This is a genomic window from Devosia sp. (assembly GCF_028290625.1).
GTDB lineage: Bacteria > Pseudomonadota > Alphaproteobacteria > Rhizobiales > Devosiaceae > Devosia.
Map to the genome: position 1 here is coordinate 99,513 of NZ_JAQGJM010000012.1, position 20,906 is coordinate 120,418.

Here is a 20,906-nt window from a genome sequence, read left to right on the forward strand (position 1 = left end):
GTGGCCGATAAGTCGTCTTTTTCCGCCACCGGCACCTTTGTGCTCAAGAATGCGACCATTCCGGTCGCGGCCATGGGCCAGCGCGGCGGACGCGTGGAAAAGCGTGATATTTCGGTGGTCAATGGCGTAATCGCCGCCATCGAACCCAGCATCGACGCGCCGGGTGGCGGCACGGTTTATGATTGCGACAATGGCCTCGTGCTGCCAGCCTTCGTCGATATTCATACCCATCTCGACAAGGGCCATATCTGGCCGCGGAAGGAAAACCCAGACGGCACCTGGCTGGGCGCTCTCCTGGCAGTCCACGCCGACCGCGAAAACCTCTGGGCCTCCGAAGACGTCGAGCGCCGCATGGATTTTTCCCTGCGCTGCGCCTATGCCCACGGCACCGTCGCCATCCGCACGCATCTGGATTCCGCGCCGCCACAGCACGAGATCAGCTGGGCGCTGTTCGAAAAAATGCGCGACAAATGGGCCGATCGCATCGAACTGCAGGCGGTCGCCATCATTGGCCCCGATACCATGGTCGATCCGCAGGCGCTGGATGCCATCGCCCGGCAGGTCAAGTCGTCCGGCGGCCTGCTCGGCGGTTCGGTCGCGGTGTTTGATCGCTCCAAGGAAGCCATGCTGGACGTCGTAAACAAGGCCGGTGAGCTTGGCCTCGATCTCGACCTGCACACTGACGAAACCGGCGACCCTGCCGCCCATGCCCTGCTGCACCTGGCCGAAGCCGTGCTGGAGACCGGCTACCAGGGCAAGGTCATGGCCGGGCATTGCTGCGTGTTGACGGTTCAGGACGAGCGGACGGTCAAAACCACGATCGACAAGGTGGTGGAGGCGGGCATCGCCATCGTCTCGCTGCCGATGTGCAATATCTATTTGCAGGATCGCGAGAACGGCAATGGCGCGGTGCGCACGCCGATCCGGCGCGGTGTCACCCTGCTCAATGAGTTCAAGGCGGCCGGCGCCACGGTGGCCATCGCGTCGGACAATACGCGCGACCCGTTCTATGCCTATGGCGATCTGGATGGTGCCGAAGTGTTCCGCGAGGGCGCGCGCATCCTGCAGTTCGATCATCCGCAGGAGCAGGCCTGGGACTGGGTGCGGGCGGTTGGGGCATCGCCAGCCGATCATGGCGACTTCGGCTACAAGGCGACGATTGCCGTTGGCCAGCCGGCCGATTTCGTCATTTTCCGCGCCCGCGCCTGGAGCGAATTGATGAGCCGCCCGCAGAGCGACCGCATCGTCATCCGCAAGGGCATGCCGATCGACACCACCCTGCCCGATTATCGCGAACTCGACGACCTGATGGGACGATCACAATGAGCATTGCCGCCTTCCGCGCCGACCTTGGCGATATCCCGGTCGAGGACCATCCCCGCATCGTGCAGCAGCGTAGCCGCGACCATTACTGGTATTCGCCGATCCTGAAAGCGAAGCTCGATCACGTCACCGCTGAGATCGTCGTCTCGCCGCGCAGCAATGACGAGGTCAAGACGGTGCTTGCGGCGGCTTATAAGCACAATGTCGCCATCACGCCGCGCGGGGCCGGCACCGGCAATTATGGGCAAGCGATGCCGTTGGCGGGCGGCGCCATGCTCAACCTGATGAATATGGACAAGGTGCTCGAGATCAAGCCGGATCGAGTGCGCGCCCAAGCCGGCGCCGTGTTGGAACAGATTGACCACCAGACCAAGGCTGCCGTCGGCGGCGAATTGCGGTTCCATCCCTCGACCTATCGCATGGCAAGCCTGGGCGGCTTCATCGCCGGTGGCTCGGGCGGCGTGGGCTCGGTGCGTTGGGGCGGGTTGCGAGCGCTGGGGAGCATATTGGGCCTCAAGGTGATCACCTGCGAGGCGGAGCCGCGTGAGCTGGACCTCAAGGGCGAGGACATTCTCAAGGTTGCCCACGCCTACGGCACCAATGGCATTATCGTCGAAGCCGAAATGCCGCTGACCACGAGCTATGAATGGATCGACATGCTGGTGGGGTTCGATGATTTCATCGACGCCTGCCGGTTCGGCCAGGCCGTGGCCTTGCAGGATGGGTTGCTCGTCAAGGAAGTTTCGCCTTGCGCCGCGCCAATCCCAGAGGCGTATTTCAACCGGCACAAGCCGTATATCAGGGATGGGCAGTCGGTCGTTTTGTTGATGGTCGCGCCGGTCGCGGTCGAGGCGATGACGCTGTTCGTCAGCCACCATAAGGGCGAGATGCTCTATCGCGCCGATGAGGCGTCGCCCGAAGAACTCAAGCGCCTGCCCCCCATCTACGAGCTGGCCTGGAACCACACCACGCTGCGTGCGCTCAAGGCCGATCCGAGCATTACGTACCTCCAGACCCGCTATCCGACGCTGGCGCATGTGGAAAAGATTGTCGCGCTGCTCGGCGACGAATTGCCGATGCATATCGAGATGACGCGGCAGGATGGCGAAGTGACCTTCGCCGGCCTCCCCATGGTGCGCTACACCACCGAGGCGCGGCTGGACGAAATCGTGCGCATCCACGAGGACAATGGCTGCGCGGTGTTCAATCCGCACCGTTATACGCTGGAAGAAGGCGGGATGAAAAAGACCGACCGCAAGCAGCTTGCCTTCAAGCAGGAGGCCGATCCCAAGGGCATGCTCAATCCCGGCAAGATGATCGCCTGGGAGAATCCTGATTTCGATTTCAACGCAGGCAAGGCCTGGCTGTTCGACGGCCTCAATCCGGTCCATGCCGCCTGATGCGGGTCCATGTCATCCATGCCCACCCCGTCGAGACCAGCTATAACCGCACGCTGTTCAACACCGTTGTTGAAACGCTGACCGCCAACGGGCATGAGGTCGACGCGCTCAACCTCTATGACGAGGATTTCTCCGCCGTCCTCAGCCGCGAAGAGCGCCTCAACTATCATGAGGTGCCAGGCAATGTGACCCCTGCGATCAAGCCCTATGTCGATCGGCTGATGGCGGCGGAGGCTTTGGTGTTCGTCCACCCGGTGTGGAATTACGGCTATCCCGCCATCCTCAAGGGTTATTTCGACCGGGTTTTCCTGCCCGGCGTCTCCTTCATCCTCGAAGGCGGCGGCGACCGCGGCAAGCTGTTGCCCAACCTGAAGCACATCAAGAAAGTCGCCTTCGTCACCACCTACGGCGGCAATCGCTGGCGCACCATGCTGATGGGCGATCCGCCGCGCCGACTGGCGAGGCGTTGGGCCTGGGTGACGTTTGGCACGCCGACGCCGCCGAAATATCTGGCGCTCTATGACATGAACAACAACTCCGCCGCGCAACTGACCGGCTTCATCGAGAAGGTTCGAGCGGAGATTGGGCGGTTCTAGAACCGCGATATATCTCCACACTCGGTGTCGCCCCGGCGCAGGCCGGGGCCCTACTCATCATCGTGGCACGCCCTCGTGGTTCGAGGCTCGCGAAGGGCTCGCACCTCACCATGAGGGCTGCTGAGAGACCAGTGAGTATCTAGTAGTCCTCATGGTGAGGTGCGAATTCTTATGAGCCTCGAACCACGAGGGCGTGGCACGAGACCCCTCACCACACAATCTTATGCGTCTGCCCCGTCGCCACGTTCACGAACCCCTCCGGCGCCAGCGGCGATGGCGCCACCAGCACCCAGCGCCATGGCGCGCAGGTCAGCGTAGCAAATGCCAGCCGCTCAGGAAAACCGGGCCACCACCGCGGCGAGAAGGTCGGCTCATACATCCAGTCTACTTTCGCGCCCTCGGCATAAAGCGCCTGCATTTCGGCATCCAGATCTTCCGCCAGGCGGCAGCTCATCAGCCCGCCGACCTCATAGCGCACCGTGGCGACCAGCTTGCCCTCGCGCACCAGCGCCCAACCACCCTGGATATCGCGCAGGGCATTGACCGCCGTCGCCATCGCCGCGTCGGACGATCCAACGGCCCAGATATTGTGCTTGTCATGCCCCAGCGAGGCCGCCAGCGCCGTATCGGGCGTGCGCGGCCCGGTGCCGAGCCAGAACATTTTTGACGTCTTTCCCTCGCCGGAAAACCGATCCACAATGGCGAACTTGGTGACGTTGCGCGTCTCGTCTCGCTGCACTTGGCCGTCATGAACCGGCAATTCCATGGTGATGAAGTCATCGGCCCAATGGAACGGCCGCAGCACCGCCGCCTGCATGGTCTCGCGGCCCGGTTCTGCGGCAATGCCGAAATCGGCGGCGGTCATTTCCCGATCGATTTTGACCGTCTTCGTTGCCCAATCAGGCCAGTCGATCTTCGGCACCGGCCCTGAAAAACTCTTGCCTTCCGACACGGGCTCGCCATCGGCCCACACCTTGGCGATAGACAGGCTCGGCACATCGTCCAGCAGCACCATATCGGCGAACCGGCCCGGCGCGATCGAGCCGACCCAGGGGGTTAGCCGCATGTGCCGGGCGGGATTGATCGTCACCAGTTGGATGGCGATTTCGGGCGCCAGCCCTGCTTCGATTGCCAACCGCACATTGTGATCGGTGGCACCGAGCTTGAGCGTATCGGTGCAGGAACGGTCGTCGGTGCAGAGCGCGAATTGCGACCAATCGGTGTGCCCCTTTGCTAACAATCCACTCACAATATCGGGCAATGAGTGCGGCCTGATCTCCATGAACAATCCGCGCCGGAGTTTGTCCTCGACCTCATCCAGCGTCCATGCTTCATGATCCGACGCCATTCCGGCCGCCGCAAAAGCATTGATATCGTCAATCCCTCGCATCCCGGCCGCATGGCCCTCGACCACGCCGCGCTGCTCGAAGGTGGCGCGGATCATGCCCCACAGCCGCTCATGCGAGGGGTTCTCCGGGTTCCACATCGCCGGCCAATCCATGACCTCGTCGAGCCCGCTCACCATCAGACTTTGCTTGAGGAAACTCTTCTGCTCGTCATAGCCGAAATGGCCGCCCCCCCACTCATAGGCCGTGGGCGGCACGGCCGAACCGGGCAGCGGGAAAATCTTCATCGGCGAGCCGGCAAGCCGCGCCGTCAGCCAGAATTCGAGATTGTTGGGCCCATTGACGTTGGAGAATTCGTGGCTGGCCTCGCACACCCAGGTGCAGCCGCGCGGCATGACTAGCGCCGCCTCCCATTCGGGCGTCAGGTGGCTCGATTCGATATGCTTGTGCACCTCGCCGAACCCCGGAACGGCCGCCAGCGACAACTCCTCGAATCGTTCCCCGACCTCCCCCGGATAGGCGCCCGCCGGACCCACCCAGGCGATTCGTCGCCCGGAGATGACGATCTCCTGATCCTCATGCCAACGCCGCCCATGCACATCGAGCAGCCGCCCCACCCGCAATGACCGGTCCGCCTTGGCCTTGCCAAGCGCAACCAGCGCCAGATGCTGGCGAATCCGCACTTCGTCGTCAGCGGTGATCAGCAGGTCGGGGGGCAAGGCGTCGGTCATGGCGTGATCCAGGCTTTGGTTTGAGCTTTAGTAGCACTGTAAAGCACAACTATTGGGCTTGAATGGGGGCCGCCACAAAAATAGGCTGGGTTCGGGAAGCCGTCGTAATCCGCATCGCCCTGGCCTGCCCGCCGGGCTGCAAAGGAAATCGCAATGAAGAAGATTCTGGTCAATGCAATCGCGCTGGCGCTGTCCGCCACCGCGCTGATGGCCGCGCCCGCGTTCGCTCAAACCAAGACCCTGACCATCTCCTGGTGGGGCTTCAATGGTGAAAAGCTCGATGCGCTGCTGATCCAGCCGTTCAAGGCCCAATGCGGCTGCGAAGTAGTGTTCGAAACCGGCAATGCCGGCGAGCGCCTGAATAAGCTGCAGATTCGCAATGGCGAAGGCGTCGACGTCATCTACCTGTCCGACAGCTTCAGCCAGACCGGCATCGAGGCCGGCCTGTTCCAGAAGATCGATCCGGCCAAAATCCCGAACCTGGCCGGCCTCTACGATCTCGCCAAGGACCCGCAGGGCGGTTATGGCCCGGCCTATACGCTGGGCCGCGTCGGCATCGTCTATGACAGCGCCAAGGTGACGACCCCGATCACATCGTGGAACGACCTGTGGCGCGCCGATCTCGCCTCCTCGATCTCGCTGCCGGGCATCACCACCACGGCTGGTCCGATGACGGTCATCAAGGCGGGCGACCATGCGGGCGTCGATGCCTATGCGGACGCCGACGGGGCCTTCAAGGCGCTCGAAGAGCTCAAGCCCAATGTGGTGAAAAACTACAATACGGGCTCCGAGATGATCAACCTGTTCTCGACCGGGGAAATCACCACCGCCATCGCGCAAGACTTCACCTTGGCGCAGATCCAGGCGGCCGTGCCGACCGCCAAATGGGCTGATCTGTCGGAGGGCGCTATCGCCACCGTCAACACGGTCAATATCCCGGTCGGCGCGCCAGAGCCGGAGCTGGCCTACCAGTTCATCAACTTCCTGCTGACGCCCGCAATCCAGCAGAAGTTGGCCGAGGAAGGCGTCGATGCCCCCGCCGTCAAGTCGGTGACGCTGACGCCCGAACAGGCGGCGATCTGGACCTATGGGGCCGATATGATCGAAGGCCTGCAGCGCGTCGACTACGTCAAAATGAACGCCGCCAAGGCCGGCTGGATCGAAAAGTGGAATGAGCTGTTGGGCGGCTAGTTCGTAAGGCGCGGGGTAACCTTGTGACCCCGCGCTTCGCACATCCACGCAGTCATTCCCGCGCAGGCGGGAACCTCTGTTAGCCGATGCCCACAAGAAAACGGAGGTCCCCGCCTGCGCGGGGATGACCCGGTGAAAATTACGGGCCACATGCCCAGGCGATCACGTAAGGTCTTTTCATGAAACGCTTCGCCGGCTGGACTTTGAGCACTCCCGCGACCCTCTTGGTCGTGGTTTTCCTCATCCTGCCCGTCCTCGCCACCATCGTGACGACCTTCGCCACCGCCGCCGGGCCCTTCGCGCCATATCTCGGCTTTTTCGGCAGCGGCTTCCGCCGCACCGTGTTGTGGCGCACCATCCAGGTATCGCTGGCCACCACCGCCATATCGGTGATCATCGGTTTTCTTACCGCCTATGTGGTGTCGCGCTCGCCCGGCTGGCTCAAATCCATCCTGATCATCGCGGCGGTGTTTCCCCTGTTGACCGGGGTGGTCGTGCGCTCCTTCGCCTGGCTGATCATCCTTGGCAAGAACGGCATCCTCAATTCGGCGCTGCTGTCGACCGGCCTGATCGCGGAGCCGCTGAGCATGCTCTACACTCAGGGGGCAGTGATCACCGCCATGGTCTACCTGTTCGTACCGCTGATGGTGCTGACCCTTGTGGGCGTGCTCGAAGCCATTCCCGATGACCTCCTGCAGGCCTCGGCCTCACTCGGCGCAAGGCCATCGGCCACCTTCATGCAGGTCATCCTGCCCCTCGCGGTCCCCGGCCTGATCGTCGGCGCGGTGCTGGTGTTCACCGGCAGCTTCACCGCCTACGCCACCCCCCAATTGCTCGGCGGCGAAGCGCAGATGGTGATGGGCACGCTGATGTATCAGCAGGCCATGGTCACCTTCGACTGGGTCTCGGCCTCCACCATCGCGGCTATCATGGTGGTCATCACCATCGCCATCGTGCTGCTGATGACCCGCGTCGCCCGCCGCCTCAATCCGATGGCCACCTGATGACCCGCTCCATTCACCCCGTCCTGATCGCGCTGACCGTGCTGGTGTTCATCTTCCTCGTCGGCCCGCTGGTCATCGTGCTGGGCGCCGCCCTCAGCGACACCAGTTATCTGACTTTTCCGCCGCAGGGCCTGTCGCTGCGCTGGTTCGAGAATATCTTCGAAATCGAGGCGTTCCGCCGCACCATCGTCACTAGTCTCGAAATCGCGTTTCTCTCCACCGGCATCGCGCTGGTGGTGGGCGTGCCGGCCGCCTATGCGCTGAACCGCTACCGCATCCAACTGCCCGGCTGGCTCTCGACGCTGTTCATCCTGCCGGTGCTGGTTCCCGAGCTGGTGCTGGGATTTTCGCTCCTCAAGAATGTCGCCACGCAGTTCCACGCGCCGATTTTCGTCTCGCTGGTGCTCGGCCATTCGCTGCTGGTGCTGCCCTATGTGGTGCGCGTCATCAGCGCTTCGCTGGCGGCGTTCGATTTTTCCATCGAGGAAGCCGCGATCAGCCTGGGCTCGCCGCGGCTCAAAACCTTCTTCACGATCCTCTTGCCCAATGTGCGCTCCGGCGTCATCGCCGCCTTCATCCTGGCCTTCATCACCTCGATCAACGACGTGTCGATTTCGATTTTCCTGACCGGGCCGGGCATTTCCACCCTACCCATCCAGATCCTGGCCCATATGGAGCAGTTCTTCGATCCGACCGTGGCGTCGGTCTCGGTGCTGCTAATGGGGCTGACTGTCGCCGTCATGGCCGCCGTCGAGCGGACGCTGGGCCTGACCTTCTTTGCCAAATAGAGTGATCCTGTGACCCAAGCCTTATCCATCCAGTCGATCACCGCGCATTACGGCACTACAAAAGTGCTGGAAGACCTGTCGCTCGAAGTTGCCGAGGGCGAACTGGTGTCCCTGCTGGGCGCCAGCGGCTGCGGCAAAACCACGACGCTGCGGCTGGTGGCGGGTTTCCTCGAACCTACCTCGGGCAAGATCGAGCTGGGCGGCAAAGACTTGACCCGCCTGCCCGCCCATCAACGCAATATCGGCCTGGTGTTCCAGAATTATGCGCTGTTCCCGCATCTGTCGGTCGCCGACAATGTGGGCTTCGGCCTCAAGCAGCGCGGCATTTCGGGCGACGCCAAGACGAAGCGCGTCAACGCCATGCTGGAGCGCGTCGGCCTCGCCCCGTTCGGCGACCGCCTGCCGGGCGCCCTGTCGGGTGGCCAGAAACAGCGCGTGGCCCTCGCCCGTGCCTTGGTCATCGAGCCACCCCTGCTGATGTTCGACGAGCCCCTCAGTAATCTCGATGCCAAGCTGCGCGTCGACATGCGGGTGGAAATCCGCCAGCTGCAGCGCGCCAATGGCACGACCTCGGTCTATGTCACGCACGACCAGGAGGAGGCATTCTCGATCTCCGACCGCGTCGCCATCATGCATGCAGGCCGCATCATGCAGCTCGATACGCCCGAGACCCTCTACCAGCGCCCCGCCAACGCCTTCGTGGCGCGGTTTGTTGGGTTCGAGAACCTGATCCCGATGACGGTCGTCGCCCGTGGTGGCGCGGGCGTGACCGCCGAAGCCGCCGGAGGCGTGCGCCTGACGCTGTCGCAAGACCAGTTCGGCGCGATCCCCGATGCCTTCACCCTCGCCTGCCGCGCCGATGGCCTCGCCGTCACGACCAGTGCAGACGGCATCCCTGCCACCCTTGGCCTGCGCACCTATTTGGGCCGCGCATACCAGTATCAGTGCGACACCCCCGCGGGTCATCTCACCGCCAACGGCCCTCTGACCCGCCCGCTGGAGATCGGGGCTGCGGCAAAGCTCGTGCCGGTCCCCGAGCAGTGCACAATCCTGGCGCCGGAATGACCATAATCCTCACCAACGCCTGGCTGCTCACGATCGACCCAGCCATGACCACCCACCAGACCGGCTGGCTGCAGATCGATGGCAGCACGATCACCGCGCTCGGCTCCGGTACGCCGCCTACGCTCCCCGGTGTGGAGGTCATCGATTGCGGCGGCGATGTCGTCATGCCGGGCATGGTCAACACCCATTGTCACATGGCAATGTCGGTGTTCCGCGGGCTGGCGGAGGATATCGACGACCGGCTCTATCGCTATATCCTGCCACTGGAGCGCAAATATGTGACGCCCGACATGGTGCGCGCCGGCTCGGCGCTGTCGGCGCTGGAACTGATCCAGGGCGGTGTCACCACTGTCGCCGACATGTATTATTTCGAAACCGAGGTCGGCCGCGTTACTTCAGAATCCGGCCTGCGCGCCGTGGTTGGGCAGACTCTGGCCGATTTCAACGCGCCGGACCATGCCACCTTCGACGAGGGTTTTGAGCAGGTCGAGCGCCTGGTGGATGAGTTCTCCGGCCATCCCCTGGTCACCCCGTCGATCGCGCCGCACGCGCCCTACTCGGTCGGCGTCAAGATGATGGGGCAGATCGCGCGCTGGTCGGATGCCCATCCCGAGGTCGTGGTGCAGATGCATCTGGCCGAGAGCGACATGGAGGTGAAGTGGGCCAGCGAGACCTATGGCGCCTCCTCGACCGAGCTGGTCAAGCAGTCGGGCCTGTTGAAATCGGGCTTGGTCGGAGCCCATTGCCTGCATTTGAGCGACAGCGATATCGAGCTGATTGCCGAGGCGGACGTGCGCATCGCCACCAATCCGCGCTCCAATGGCAAGGCCGGCCGCGGCATTCCCCGCATCGAGTCGCTGCGCAAGGCCGGCGTTCCCGTCGGCATCGGAACCGACGGGCCAATGAGCGGCAATACGCTGGACCTGTTTTCCCAGCTCGCGCCGCTGTCGATGTTTGCCAAGCTGCGCGGCAAATCGCGCCTGCCTTTGCCTGCGGCAGCCGTGGTCCGCATGGCCACCATCGAGGGGGCCAAGGTGCTGAGTCTGGATCACAAGACCGGCTCGCTGGAGCCCGGCAAGCAGGCCGACCTGATCCGCATCAGCCTCGCGGCGCCGCGCCTGCATCCCATTTACGACCCCTACGCCATGCTGGTCTTTGCCGCCCTGCCGACCGACGTGACAGGCACTATGGTGGCCGGCCGTTGGCTGCTGCGCGAGCGGCAGATGCAGACGCTGGACCCGAAAAAGGCCCTAAGCGACGCGCTCCAGATTGCCCACCAGTTCAAGGTCGAAATGACCCGCATCGACGCGGCGCCGCAATGAGCGACGTTCCCGCCGCCCTGGCCTTCGTCGATGCCAATCTCGACCGCAGCCTCGAGCGGCTGTTCGAGTTCATCCGCATTCCCTCGGTCTCGACCGAAGCGCAATACGCGCCCGATTGCCGCCGCGCCGCCCATTGGCTGGCCGACGAGCTGGGCGCGCTGGACTTTTCGTCCTTCGTCCGCGACACCGCGGGGCATCCGATGGTCGTGGCCCATGGCCCCGAAGTCCCCGGTCCTCATGTCCTGTTCTATGGCCATTACGACGTGCAACCGGTCGATCCGCTCGCACTGTGGACCACGCCGCCGTTCGAGCCTTCGCTCGCGCCACAACCCGATGGCGAGACTTTCATCCTTGGCCGTGGCGCTTCGGACGACAAAGGCCAGTTGTTGACCTTTATCGAGGCCTGCCGCGCCTGGAAGGCCGTGACCGGCACCCTGCCGATCCGCATTTCCATGCTGTTCGAGGGCGAAGAAGAGGCCGGCAGCCCATCGCTCGCCCCGTTCCTTGAGGCCAATGCCGAGGACCTGCGGGCCGATACGATCCTGGTCTGCGACACCGATATGTGGGACCACGACACGCCCGCCATCACCACCATGTGGCGCGGCTTCGTCTCGGAAGAGTTCACCATCACCGCCGGCGACCGCGACCTGCATTCGGGCATGTTCGGCAGCGCCGCCCGCAATGCCGTGCAACTGATGAGCACCATTATCGGCAAGCTTCGCGCCGACGATGGCAGCGTCGCCATTCCAGGTTTCTACGATGGCGTGACCGAACTGCCCGAAGCCATCAAGGCCCAATGGGACCGCCTGCCCTTCGATGCGGAAAAATTCCTCGCCGATGTCGGCCTCTCCCTCCCCGCCGGCGAAACCGGCCGCTCGGTGCTCGAACAGGTATGGGCCCGCCCCACCTGCGAGATCAACGGCGTCTGGGGTGGCTATACCGGCGACGGCATCAAGACGGTGATCCCCGCCGAGGCGCATGCCAAGCTGTCGTTCCGGCTGGTGGCGGGGCAGGACCCCGACCGCATCTGCACCATCTTCCGCGCCTTCGTGCAAAGCCTGTTGCCCGCCGATTGCTCGGTGACTTTTCGCGCCTATGCCAGCGCCCCGGCCGAAATGATGCCGCTTGATGGCGCGCTGCTCGCCAAGGCGCGCATCGCGCTGACCGAGGAATGGAACGTCGAGACCGCGCTCGCCGGCACTGGCGGCTCGATCCCCATTCTGGGCGAATTCAAGAAGCGGCTCGGCATGGATTCGCTGCTGATCGGCTTCGCCCGCTTCGACAACCGCATCCATAGCCCCAACGAAAAATACGACCTGTCGAGCTTTCACAAAGGCATCCGCAGCTGGGTGCGCATATTGGCGGCGTTTGCCGAATGACGCAGCTCAATCATCCAGCCAACCCCACCCACGATGTCACCCCGGCGCAAGCCGGGGCCCATCCCGAGATCTCAGGATGGGTCCCCGCCTTCGCGGGGATGACACCGTGGATAAGACAGCAGCCGGAGCATATCTGATGCCGATAACCCGCTTCTCCGTCGCGCCACTCTGGCAACAGACACAAGCGCTCGCCGCCGTCGCCGCCGCACGCGCCCCAGCCGATACGGTCATCACCGGCGCCCGCATGCTCTCGACGTATTCGGAGCGCATCAGCACCGATAAGGAAATCTGGCTGGTCGGCGGTCGCATCGCCGCCGTCCATCCGGCCGGCACCTACAAGAAGGGCCCCGCGCCAAAATCCGTCTATGACGCCAAGGGCGGCATCATCGCACCCGGCCTGGTCGATCCGCATATTCACATCGAAAGCTCAATGGTCACCGCCTGCGCCTATGCCGAGGCGGCGCTGCTCAATGGCACGACCACGATTTTCTGCGACAGCCACGAGATCGGCAATGTCATGGACGTGGCCGGCGTCGAAGCCATGTTGGAAGACGCGCGGCTTGCCCCGCTGTCGATCTTCCTGACCGTGCCCTCCACTGTCCCTGCCACCTCGCCGGAGCTGGAAACCGCCGGTGGCGACCTGACCCCCGACAAGATCGGCGCCCTGTTCGACAACTGGCCCGAAGCCGTGGCGCTGGGCGAGAAGATGGATTTCGTGCCCGTCGCCATGGGCGACCCACGCAGCCATGCCATCATCGCGGAAGCGCTCAAGCGCGGCCGCCCGGTCTCGGGCCACATTTATGGCCGCGAATTCGTCGCTCCCTATGCGGCCTCGGGCGTCACAGATACCCATGAAGCCATCGACGCCGATATTGCCGACGATTTCGTCGATGCCGGCATCTGGGTGTTCCTGCGCGGCGGCAATCCGGCGACGCCGTGGAATTCCATCGTCGAGGCGATCAAGCCGATTACCGAGCGCGGCGCCAGCCACAAGCGCTTCTGCGTCTGCACCGATGATCGCGACGCCGATGACCTGCTCAATTTCGGCCTTGATTGGGTGGCGCGCGAAGCCATGCGCCTCGGCATGCGCCCCGAACAGGCCTGGGCCATGGGCTCGCTGCACGGAGCCACCCGCTTCGGCATGGGCGACGAGATCGGCGGCCTGGGTGGTGGCCGCCGCGCCGACCTGGTGCTGCTCGACGATTCCATGAAGCCGCAAAGCACCTGGTATGGCGGAGAACTTGTGGTGGATCACCGCCGGATCACCCCGATCCTCGAAGACACGCTCAACCAGCGCTACCGCTACCCGGACGCGGCCTATAACACTGTCCACACACCGAAAAATCTCAAGCTGATCCCGGAGCTGCCCACCGCGCCGGTCGTCGCCAATGCCATCGGCATCGAAAAGCCCGGCATCATCCTGCCGCATCGCAAGGTCGCCATCGAGCCGGCCAATGACTGGTCGAGCATCCTCACCAAGCACAATCTCAGCTTCGTCACCGTCATCGAGCGCCATGGCAAATCGAACGCTGGCATTGCTCATGGCCTGCTGCAGGATTTTGGCCTGAGCAATGGCGCCGTCGGCTCCAGCGTTGGCCATGACAGCCACAATATCCTGCTCGCCGGCACCAATGAGGCCGACATGGCCCTGGCCCTCGCCACCATCCAGGCGGCCAAGGGCGGCATTGTCGTAGTGCAGGATGGCAAGGTGACGGCCTTTGTCGGTCTGCCGGTCGCCGGCCTGCTCTCCGACAAGCGCGTACACGAGGTGGCGGCCGAAAACCGCTTGCTCAAGACCGCCTGGGACGCCGCCGGCTGCACCATTCCCTATATGGGGTTCAACCTGATCCCGTTGTCGGTGATCCCCGAAATCCGCATCACCGACAAGGGTCTGGTCAAGGTCCCCGAAATGGCATTGGTGCCGCTCTATGACTAACCATCGCGTCATCATTGATACCGATCCGGGGCTCGATGACGCAGTCGCCATCCTGTTCGCGCTCAATAGCGGGCGGTTCGATGTACTCGGGCTGACCACGGTGGCGGGCAATATCGGCATCGATATCACCACGCGCAATGCCGGCCGGCTATTGGGGTTGCTGGGCCGGCAGGATATTCCGGTCATCTGCGGAGCCGCCGCGCCGCTGGCCCGACCGGGCATCGACGAGGCCGCCATTCACGGCAATGACGGGCTGGGTGGCGTCGTGCTTCCCGAGCCGCTCGCCAAGCCGCATGGCTATGCGCCGTTCTGGATGGCCGAACAGCTTCGCGCCAGTCACGCCGGCAGCGTGGATATCCTGGCGCTGGGACCGCTCACCAATATTGCCCTCTTGCTGCGCGACCATGGTGACGCCGCCCGCCGTATCGGCCGGCTGATCGTCATGGGCGGGGTGGTGGACGACAAGGGCAATGTCGGCCCGCATTCGGAGTTCAATTTCGCGTCCGATCCGGAGGCGGTGGATGCGGTGCTGGGAAGCGGCCTCGATGTGACGCTGGTTCCGCTGGATGTCACCCGGAAAGTGCGGGCCAGCGTGGAGTTTGTGCAGGCTTTGCGCGGCGGCGTGGCGGGGAATGCGGCGGCGGACTTGATCGCGGCGTATTTCCAGAACGGTCGCGAGAGCCGACCGTTGCACGATCCCTGCGTGATGCTGCTGGCATTAGCGCCAGAGCTGTTCGAGGTCGAGACGCGGAAGGTGTCGGTGGATTTGAGTGAGGGCGTTGATGCTGGGGCGTTGTTGGCGGGTTCGGTGTCGGTGAAGATCGCGATGAGCGTCGACGCAGCGGGGGCGTTGAACCTGCTGGCAGAGGGGCTGGTCGCCTAGCCCAAGGTGGCTCGAAGTGGCTTTTGCGCGCGGCCTCTCCTCCTCACCATTCTTCCCGCGGGCTTGACCCGCGGGCCGCTGGCCGCTTGTGCCGTGCCGATGGAGGCCCGCGGATCAAGTCCGCAGGAAGGCCAGTGGCGGGGATGGATCGCGCTGAACGCTAAACACTGGGGCGCAATTCCTGCTCCACCAGCGCGGTCCAAAACCGCGCCCCGGTCAAAATCGCCTCATCATTGAAATCGTAGCGCGAATTGTGGTGCAGCGCGCCGTCTACGGCAGGGCCATTGCCAAGCCAGACATAACAACCCGGCACCGCTGCGCCGAAAAACGCGAAGTCGTCGCCGGCCGTCGAGGGTGGGAAATCGGTGATAACGGGGCGGGTGCCGGTTGCTGTTTGCGCTGCGGCAAGCGCTCGCCGCGTAACATCGGCGTCGTTCACCACCGGGGGAATCCGGCGCAGGAATGTATATTCGGCGGCGATGCCGAAGGTCGCGGCCACGCCGTGCGCCAATTGGCCGATCTCGGCTTCAAGCTGGTCGCGCACGGCGGGGGTGTAGGCCCGCGCGGTCCCGCCAATCCGCACGTCATCGGGGATGACGTTGAGTGCGCGGAAATCGCCGCCGGCGATGGCGCAGGCGCTGACCACGGCGGGCTGCAGCGGATCGATGCGCCGCGCGACGATGGTGTGGATCATGGTGAGGAAATGGGCGGCCGCCGTCATGGCGTCACGGCCCAGATGCGGCTTGGCGCCGTGGGTGCCGACGCCGTGGAAGGTTACTTCCCAGCTATCGGACGAGGCCAGCTGCGGGCCGGCCACCACCGCCATTTCATCGGTCGCCAGGCCCGGCATATTGTGCAGGCCGTAGGCGGCGTCGACCGTGAAGCGCTCGAACAGGCCGTCCGCGATCATCGCTTTGGCACCGCCGCGACCTTCTTCGGCCGGTTGGAACACGAAATGCACCGTGCCGGAAAATTTTCGCGTCCGCGCCAGATGCCGCGCTGCCGCCAGCAGCATGACCGTATGACCATCATGCCCGCAGGCGTGCATGGTATTGGCGACGGTGGATTTATACGGCAGATCGGACAATTCCGGCATGGCCAGTGCATCCATATCGGCCCGTAGGGCAATCGCCCGCGTCCCATCGCCCACCCGCAGCGTGCCGACCACGCCGGTCTTGCCCAGCCCGCGATGCACCTCGATCCCCGCTTCGGCCAGTTGTGCCGCGACGATATCGCTGGTGCGCAGTTCCTCGAAACCGAGCTCGGGATGGGCGTGCAGGTCGCGCCGCAGCGCGATCATGGTGTCGATCTCGAATGGGTCGTTGTCTTGCGGCGTCATCGGTTGCTAAGCTCTTGAAAATCCAGTCGCGCCAATATCTAGCATAGGACGCTCGCCATTTCGCCGCTCGAACCGCATCACTTCTGGCAGACCATCCAGCCGGCCGGCACGCATGACTCCGCCTCCGCCGAGGGGTTTTCCGACAGTTATCCGGCGCGCTTTGTCGACGGACGGCAATTGCTGTTGCCGCTGCGGGTGTTGCCTGGCGACGGCACAGAAGCGGTTGCCTCGCTGATCGTCAACCAGGCCAGTTTCGCGGTCGAGGATGCTCTGGCGCAGGCCATGACCGAGCTGATCAGGCCGCTTGCCCCCGAGGTCATCGTCGGCGTGCCCACGCTCGGCCTACCGCTCGCCAACAATGTTGCCCGGCGGCTCGGCCATAAGCGGATGGTGGCGCTGGGGGCCTCGCGAAAGTTCTGGTATCGCGACGACCTGTCGGCGCCGATGTCCTCGATCACCAGCCCGACGCATCAGAAAACCATTTTCCTCGATCCGCGCAGCCTGCCTTTGCTGGCCGGCAAGCGTGTGATCGTCGTCGATGACGTGATCAGTTCGGGCACATCGATGGTGGCCGTGTTGCGCCTTTTGGCCCAGGCGGGCATCACGCCCGCCGCGGTGGTGGTCGCCATGTTGCAGGGCACGCATTGGCAGGCGCCGCTGGAGGCGTGGCGCGAAAAAGTCATGGCGCCGATTGCCTCGCCGCGGTTCGGTCGCACGCCGCTCGGACGCTGGTTGCCGGTGCCAAACTAAACCGCGGATGGCCGCATTGCGCGCTCGGGGCTTGTGGTTTGCCATCTGGTTTCATACCTCAATGGGGTATGGCTAGTGGCCGACCACAGGCCCGCCGCAAAGTTTTGGCAGGACAAGAGCATGACCATCGATCCGAAGCTGCAGTCCATCGTGGCTGTGCGCGCCACCATTCCGGACGACGCTTTCACGGCGGGGGGCTTGGGCACCCTGCGCGAGGGCAGCGGCGTCGTCATCAGCGATACCGGCCTGGTGCTGACCATCGGCTATCTGATCACCGAGGCCGAGGAAGTCTGGCTGACGACCCATGATGAGCGGGTCGTTCCGGCCCATGTGATGGCCTATGACCAGGAGACTGGTTTCGGCCTGTTGCAGGCGCTGGGGCAGTTGAACCTGCCAGCTCTGGAGCTGGGCAGCTCGGCCGATGCCGCCTTGGGCGACGCCGTGGCTTTCACCGATGGCACCGGCCACTCGGTGCAGGCCCGGATCGTGGCCAAGCAGGAATTTGCCGGCTATTGGGAATATCTGTTGGACGAGGCCATCTTCATCGCGCCGGCGCATCCCTCATGGGGTGGTGCGGCGCTGGTGGGGGCCGATGGCAAGCTATTGGGCATCGGTTCGCTGCGTGTGCAGATGGTTCACAACGGCGCGGTGACCGACATCAACATGATCGTGCCGATCGACCTGCTGCCGCCCATCCTTGACGACATGTTAAGGCGCGGCCAGGTCAGCACCCCGCCGCGGCCATGGCTCGGCGTGTTTTCGGCCGAAAGCAATGGCGACGTGGTGGTGATGAGCGTCAGCGAGGGCGGACCGGCGGAAAAGGCCGGCCTGCGCCGGGGCGACGTGATCTCCGATATTCGCGACGGCGAAATCGACAGCCTGGCCGATTTCTATCGCAAGGTGTGGAGCAGCGGTCCGGCCGGGGCCGAAGTGCCGATGCGGATCGTGCGCGATGGCCGAGACTCCTGGCTGCGCATCAAGTCGGCCGACCGCAACAGCTTCCTGCGAAAGCCGCAATTGCAGTAATCCGGCATAGCAGCGCCGCGTCGTCGGCGCTTGCGCCGGGACGCTGTGGATGCTTTACGAACACCATCTTTCATGGCCGCTTCCCGACGGGGAGGCGGCCATCTCTCTCGTCAGGTTTTGAAATCATGATCCGCCTCGAAAGCATCGGCAAGCAGAACGGCAAGCAGATCGTCTTCATCGACGCCTCCGCTGCGTTGCAGAAGGGCGAGAAAATCGGTCTCGTTGGCCCCAATGGCGCCGGCAAGACAACACTGTTCCGGATGATCACGGGTGAAGAGCAGCCGGATGAGGGGCAGGTTTCGGTCGATCGCGGCGTGACCATCGGCTATTTCAGCCAGGACGTGGGCGAAATGGCCGGCCGCAGCGTCGTGGCCGAAGTGATGGATGGCGCCGGCCCGGTCAGCGCGCTCATCGTCGAGATGCGCGCGCTCGAAGCCGATATGGGCGATCCCGACAAGGCCGACGAGATGGACGCCATCATCGAGCGCTATGGCGAGGTGCAGCACCAGTTCGAGGAGCTGGATGGCTATTCGCTCGATGGCCGCGCCCGCGAGGTGCTGGATGGGCTCGGCTTTAGCCAGGAAATGATGGACGGGGACGTCGGCGCGCTGTCGGGCGGCTGGAAGATGCGCGTGGCCTTGTGCCGTATCCTGCTGATGCGGCCCGATGCGCTGCTGTTGGACGAGCCGAGCAACCATCTGGATCTGGAAAGCCTGATCTGGCTGGAGGATTTCCTGCAGAATTATGGCGGCGCGCTGTTCATGACCTCGCATGACCGCGAATTCATGAACCGCATCTGCACCAAAATCATTGAGATCGATGCCGGCTCGCTGACTACCTATTCGGGCAATTACGAGTTTTACCAGCAGCAGCGGGCAATCTCCGAAAAAAACCAGCAGGCGCAATTTGAACGCCAGCAGGCCATGCTGGCCAAGGAGCTGGACTTTATCGCCCGCTTCAAGGCGCGCGCCAGCCATGCCGCGCAGGTGCAGAGCCGGGTCAAGAAGCTCGACAAGATCGACAAGGTGGAGCCGCCCAAGCGCCGTCAGGTCGTGGAGTTCGAATTCCGCACGCCGCCGCGTTCGGGCGAGGACGTGGCGCTGCTCAAGGGCGTCAGCAAGAGCTATGGCAGCCGCACCATTTATGACGACCTCAACTTCCACGTTCGTCGCCGCGAGCGCTGGTGCATCATGGGCGTCAACGGCGCCGGTAAATCGACGCTGCTCAAGCTCGTGACCGGCACCGCCGATCCCGATGCCGGCTCGGTGACACGCGGACCAAGCGTCAAGATGGGCTATTTCGCCCAGCACGCCATGGATGTGCTGGATGGCGACCGCACGGTGTTCGAACAGTTGCAGGACAGCTTTCCGGCATCCGGCCAGGCTCCGTTGCGGGCGCTGGCCGGGTGTTTTGGCTTTTTGGGCGACGAGATCGACAAGAAATGCCGGGTGCTATCGGGTGGCGAGAAGGCGCGGCTGGTCATGGCGATCATGCTGTTCGATCCGCCGAACTTCCTTGTGCTCGACGAGCCGACCAACCATCTGGATATCGCCACCAAGGAAATGCTGATCGAGGCGCTGTCGCAGTTCGAGGGGACAATGCTGTTTGTCAGTCATGACCGCCACTTCCTCGCGGCGCTGTCCAATCGCGTGCTGGAACTGACGCCCGAGGGCATCCATACCTATGGCGGCGGCTATACTGAATATGTGCAGAGCACTGGCCAGGAAGCGCCCGGGCTCCGGAGCTAGAGGATACAAAAGGCCCTGGAGGAAACTCCAGGGCCTTTTATTAGATTACCGGGCGCGCGGCGCGTAGGTTTGCGCCAGCCAGTCCATGGTTTCGTCCTTGGCGGTATCGATGATCTTCCATTCCGGATTGGCATCGAACCAGGCCACGATTTCGCGGGCGCCCTGGACAAACGGCGTGGTGCAGACGAATTCGGGCACCAGGTTTTTCAGCTTGCTGTTGTCGAAATAGATGCTGTGGCCCATGTCGCCGAGCAGGGCATCGCCCCAGCCGCGGTCGGCCAGCGCGATGGCATCGGACGGCACATGCACGATTTTTGGATCATCGACGCCGGCAGCATCGGCCAGCATGCGGACGATGGCGTTCCAGTTGGGCGCCTCGTCGGAAGTGATGTGATAGCTTTCACCATAGGCGTAGGGATTGGCCAGGAGACCTGCAAAGCCCTTGGCGAAGTCGCGGGCATGGGTCAGCGTCCACAGCGACGAGCCATCGCCATGCACGATCACCGGCTTGCCCTGGCGCATGCGCTCCATCGAGGTCCATTGGCCGACCATCGGCACCGAGCCCCGATCGTAGGTGTGCGACGGACGTACGATAGTGATGGGGAAGCTTTCGTCGCGATAGGCTTTGACCAGCACGTCCTCGGCGGCGATCTTGTCCTGCGAATATTTCCACACCGGATTGTGCAGCGGGGTGGATTCCAGCACCGGCAAGTGGCGCGGCGGGGTCTGATAGGCCGAGGCCGAGCTGATGAACACGTATTGGCCGGTATGGCCGCGGAAGATGTCGAGATCGACGGTCACGTCGGCCGCATTAAAGGCGACGAAATTGACCACGACGTCGAAATCCATGCCTTTGACCGCGGCGCGGAGGGATGCGGGATCGCGGGCATCGCCCTTGATGTACTGCGCGCCGCCGGCCACCGGCCGCATCGCTGTCTGGCCGCGGTTGAGCACGAAAACTTCAAAATTGCGCGCCAGGGCGGCGTCGACGCAATGCGCGCTAATGCGGCCCGTACCGCCGATGAACAGGACTTTCTGCCGTGTCATGAAATCTACTCCCTTGATGTGCGTTGGATTGG

General features: G+C 63.7%; 17 protein-coding genes. 14 read left to right on the forward strand and 3 right to left on the reverse strand.

Annotated features, from left to right (window positions below):
* From JWR51_RS06345 to JWR51_RS06355, 3 genes are read left to right on the forward strand one after another with little or no spacing between them, the layout of a single operon-like run.
* Positions 1–1,326 carry a cytosine deaminase gene (locus JWR51_RS06345; protein WP_299745228.1) on the forward strand — a complete coding sequence of 442 codons (1,326 nt, stop codon included), beginning with the start codon at positions 1–3 and terminating at the stop codon, positions 1,324–1,326.
* The gene (locus JWR51_RS06350; protein WP_299745231.1) at positions 1,323–2,723 is read left to right on the forward strand and encodes an FAD-binding oxidoreductase; all 1,401 of its coding nucleotides are present in this window, start codon (positions 1,323–1,325) and stop codon (positions 2,721–2,723) included. Before JWR51_RS06345 ends, JWR51_RS06350 begins: the two co-directional genes overlap by 4 nt.
* Complete coding sequence (locus JWR51_RS06355) at positions 2,723–3,319, forward strand: NAD(P)H-dependent oxidoreductase (RefSeq protein ID WP_299745234.1); 597 nt, start codon at positions 2,723–2,725, stop codon at positions 3,317–3,319. The genes JWR51_RS06350 and JWR51_RS06355 overlap by 1 nt, the downstream gene beginning before the upstream one ends.
* Before the next feature lie 208 nt (positions 3,320–3,527).
* Here JWR51_RS06355 and JWR51_RS06360 read toward each other — a convergent pair whose 3' ends face one another.
* Positions 3,528–5,396 carry an adenine deaminase C-terminal domain-containing protein gene (locus JWR51_RS06360; protein WP_299745237.1) on the reverse strand — a complete coding sequence of 623 codons (1,869 nt, stop codon included), beginning with the start codon at positions 5,394–5,396 and terminating at the stop codon, positions 3,528–3,530.
* A 153-nt stretch (positions 5,397–5,549) separates the two neighbouring features.
* On the opposite strand from JWR51_RS06360, the gene JWR51_RS06365 reads away from it, so the two are divergent.
* The 8 genes from JWR51_RS06365 (at position 5,550) to JWR51_RS06400 (ending at position 14,964) form a co-directional block, all read left to right on the forward strand.
* On the forward strand, positions 5,550–6,587 hold the full coding sequence (locus tag JWR51_RS06365) for an ABC transporter substrate-binding protein (RefSeq protein WP_299745240.1): 1,038 nt from the start codon (positions 5,550–5,552) through the stop codon (positions 6,585–6,587).
* Between the two features lie 179 nt (positions 6,588–6,766).
* The gene (locus JWR51_RS06370; RefSeq protein WP_299745242.1) at positions 6,767–7,591 is read left to right on the forward strand and encodes an ABC transporter permease; all 825 of its coding nucleotides are present in this window, start codon (positions 6,767–6,769) and stop codon (positions 7,589–7,591) included.
* Positions 7,588–8,379 carry an ABC transporter permease gene (locus JWR51_RS06375; protein WP_299745576.1) on the forward strand — a complete coding sequence of 264 codons (792 nt, stop codon included), beginning with the start codon at positions 7,588–7,590 and terminating at the stop codon, positions 8,377–8,379. The genes JWR51_RS06370 and JWR51_RS06375 overlap by 4 nt, the downstream gene beginning before the upstream one ends.
* Before the next feature lie 9 nt (positions 8,380–8,388).
* On the forward strand, positions 8,389–9,444 hold the full coding sequence (locus JWR51_RS06380) for an ABC transporter ATP-binding protein (RefSeq protein WP_299745245.1): 1,056 nt from the start codon (positions 8,389–8,391) through the stop codon (positions 9,442–9,444).
* Complete coding sequence (locus JWR51_RS06385) at positions 9,441–10,766, forward strand: amidohydrolase (RefSeq protein ID WP_299745248.1); 1,326 nt, start codon at positions 9,441–9,443, stop codon at positions 10,764–10,766. Before JWR51_RS06380 ends, JWR51_RS06385 begins: the two co-directional genes overlap by 4 nt.
* Complete coding sequence (locus tag JWR51_RS06390) at positions 10,763–12,145, forward strand: M20/M25/M40 family metallo-hydrolase (protein ID WP_299745251.1); 1,383 nt, start codon at positions 10,763–10,765, stop codon at positions 12,143–12,145. The genes JWR51_RS06385 and JWR51_RS06390 overlap by 4 nt, the downstream gene beginning before the upstream one ends.
* A 133-nt stretch (positions 12,146–12,278) precedes the next feature.
* Positions 12,279–14,081, forward strand: coding sequence for an adenine deaminase C-terminal domain-containing protein (locus JWR51_RS06395; RefSeq protein ID WP_299745578.1), 1,803 nt, complete (start codon positions 12,279–12,281; stop codon positions 14,079–14,081).
* Positions 14,074–14,964, forward strand: coding sequence for a nucleoside hydrolase (locus JWR51_RS06400; RefSeq protein ID WP_299745253.1), 891 nt, complete (start codon positions 14,074–14,076; stop codon positions 14,962–14,964). The genes JWR51_RS06395 and JWR51_RS06400 overlap by 8 nt, the downstream gene beginning before the upstream one ends.
* Positions 14,965–15,124: 160 nt before the next feature.
* Here JWR51_RS06400 and JWR51_RS06405 read toward each other — a convergent pair whose 3' ends face one another.
* A complete protein-coding gene (locus JWR51_RS06405) occupies positions 15,125–16,303 on the reverse strand; it encodes a M20 aminoacylase family protein (RefSeq protein ID WP_299745254.1) in 1,179 nt (392 codons plus the stop codon).
* Positions 16,304–16,360: 57 nt separating this feature from the next.
* On the opposite strand from JWR51_RS06405, the gene JWR51_RS06410 reads away from it, so the two are divergent.
* The 3 genes from JWR51_RS06410 (at position 16,361) to JWR51_RS06420 (ending at position 19,827) form a co-directional block, all read left to right on the forward strand.
* Positions 16,361–17,053 carry a phosphoribosyltransferase gene (locus tag JWR51_RS06410; RefSeq protein ID WP_299745579.1) on the forward strand — a complete coding sequence of 231 codons (693 nt, stop codon included), beginning with the start codon at positions 16,361–16,363 and terminating at the stop codon, positions 17,051–17,053.
* Positions 17,054–17,173: 120 nt separating this feature from the next.
* On the forward strand, positions 17,174–18,079 hold the full coding sequence (locus JWR51_RS06415; RefSeq protein ID WP_299745256.1) for a S1C family serine protease: 906 nt from the start codon (positions 17,174–17,176) through the stop codon (positions 18,077–18,079).
* Positions 18,080–18,204: 125 nt separating this feature from the next.
* Positions 18,205–19,827, forward strand: a complete 1,623-nt coding sequence (locus JWR51_RS06420) for an ABC-F family ATP-binding cassette domain-containing protein (protein ID WP_299745258.1) — start codon at positions 18,205–18,207, stop codon at positions 19,825–19,827.
* 45 nt (positions 19,828–19,872) lie between these two features.
* Here JWR51_RS06420 and JWR51_RS06425 read toward each other — a convergent pair whose 3' ends face one another.
* Positions 19,873–20,874, reverse strand: coding sequence for an NAD-dependent epimerase/dehydratase family protein (locus JWR51_RS06425; protein WP_299745260.1), 1,002 nt, complete (start codon positions 20,872–20,874; stop codon positions 19,873–19,875).
* Positions 20,875–20,906 lie beyond the last annotated feature (32 nt).

Coding starts and splice junctions, on each gene's coding strand:
- JWR51_RS06350 (WP_299745231.1), top strand. CDS start 1,323: ATGAGCATTGCCGCCTTCCGCGCCGACCTTGGCGATATCCCGGTCGAG.
- JWR51_RS06355 (WP_299745234.1), top strand. CDS start 2,723: ATGCGGGTCCATGTCATCCATGCCCACCCCGTCGAGACCAGCTATAAC.
- JWR51_RS06360 (WP_299745237.1), bottom strand. CDS start 5,396: ATGACCGACGCCTTGCCCCCCGACCTGCTGATCACCGCTGACGACGAA.
- JWR51_RS06365 (WP_299745240.1), top strand. CDS start 5,550: ATGAAGAAGATTCTGGTCAATGCAATCGCGCTGGCGCTGTCCGCCACC.
- JWR51_RS06370 (WP_299745242.1), top strand. CDS start 6,767: ATGAAACGCTTCGCCGGCTGGACTTTGAGCACTCCCGCGACCCTCTTG.
- JWR51_RS06385 (WP_299745248.1), top strand. CDS start 9,441: ATGACCATAATCCTCACCAACGCCTGGCTGCTCACGATCGACCCAGCC.
- JWR51_RS06390 (WP_299745251.1), top strand. CDS start 10,763: ATGAGCGACGTTCCCGCCGCCCTGGCCTTCGTCGATGCCAATCTCGAC.
- JWR51_RS06400 (WP_299745253.1), top strand. CDS start 14,074: ATGACTAACCATCGCGTCATCATTGATACCGATCCGGGGCTCGATGAC.
- JWR51_RS06405 (WP_299745254.1), bottom strand. CDS start 16,303: ATGACGCCGCAAGACAACGACCCATTCGAGATCGACACCATGATCGCG.
- JWR51_RS06415 (WP_299745256.1), top strand. CDS start 17,174: ATGACCATCGATCCGAAGCTGCAGTCCATCGTGGCTGTGCGCGCCACC.
- JWR51_RS06420 (WP_299745258.1), top strand. CDS start 18,205: ATGATCCGCCTCGAAAGCATCGGCAAGCAGAACGGCAAGCAGATCGTC.
- JWR51_RS06425 (WP_299745260.1), bottom strand. CDS start 20,874: ATGACACGGCAGAAAGTCCTGTTCATCGGCGGTACGGGCCGCATTAGC.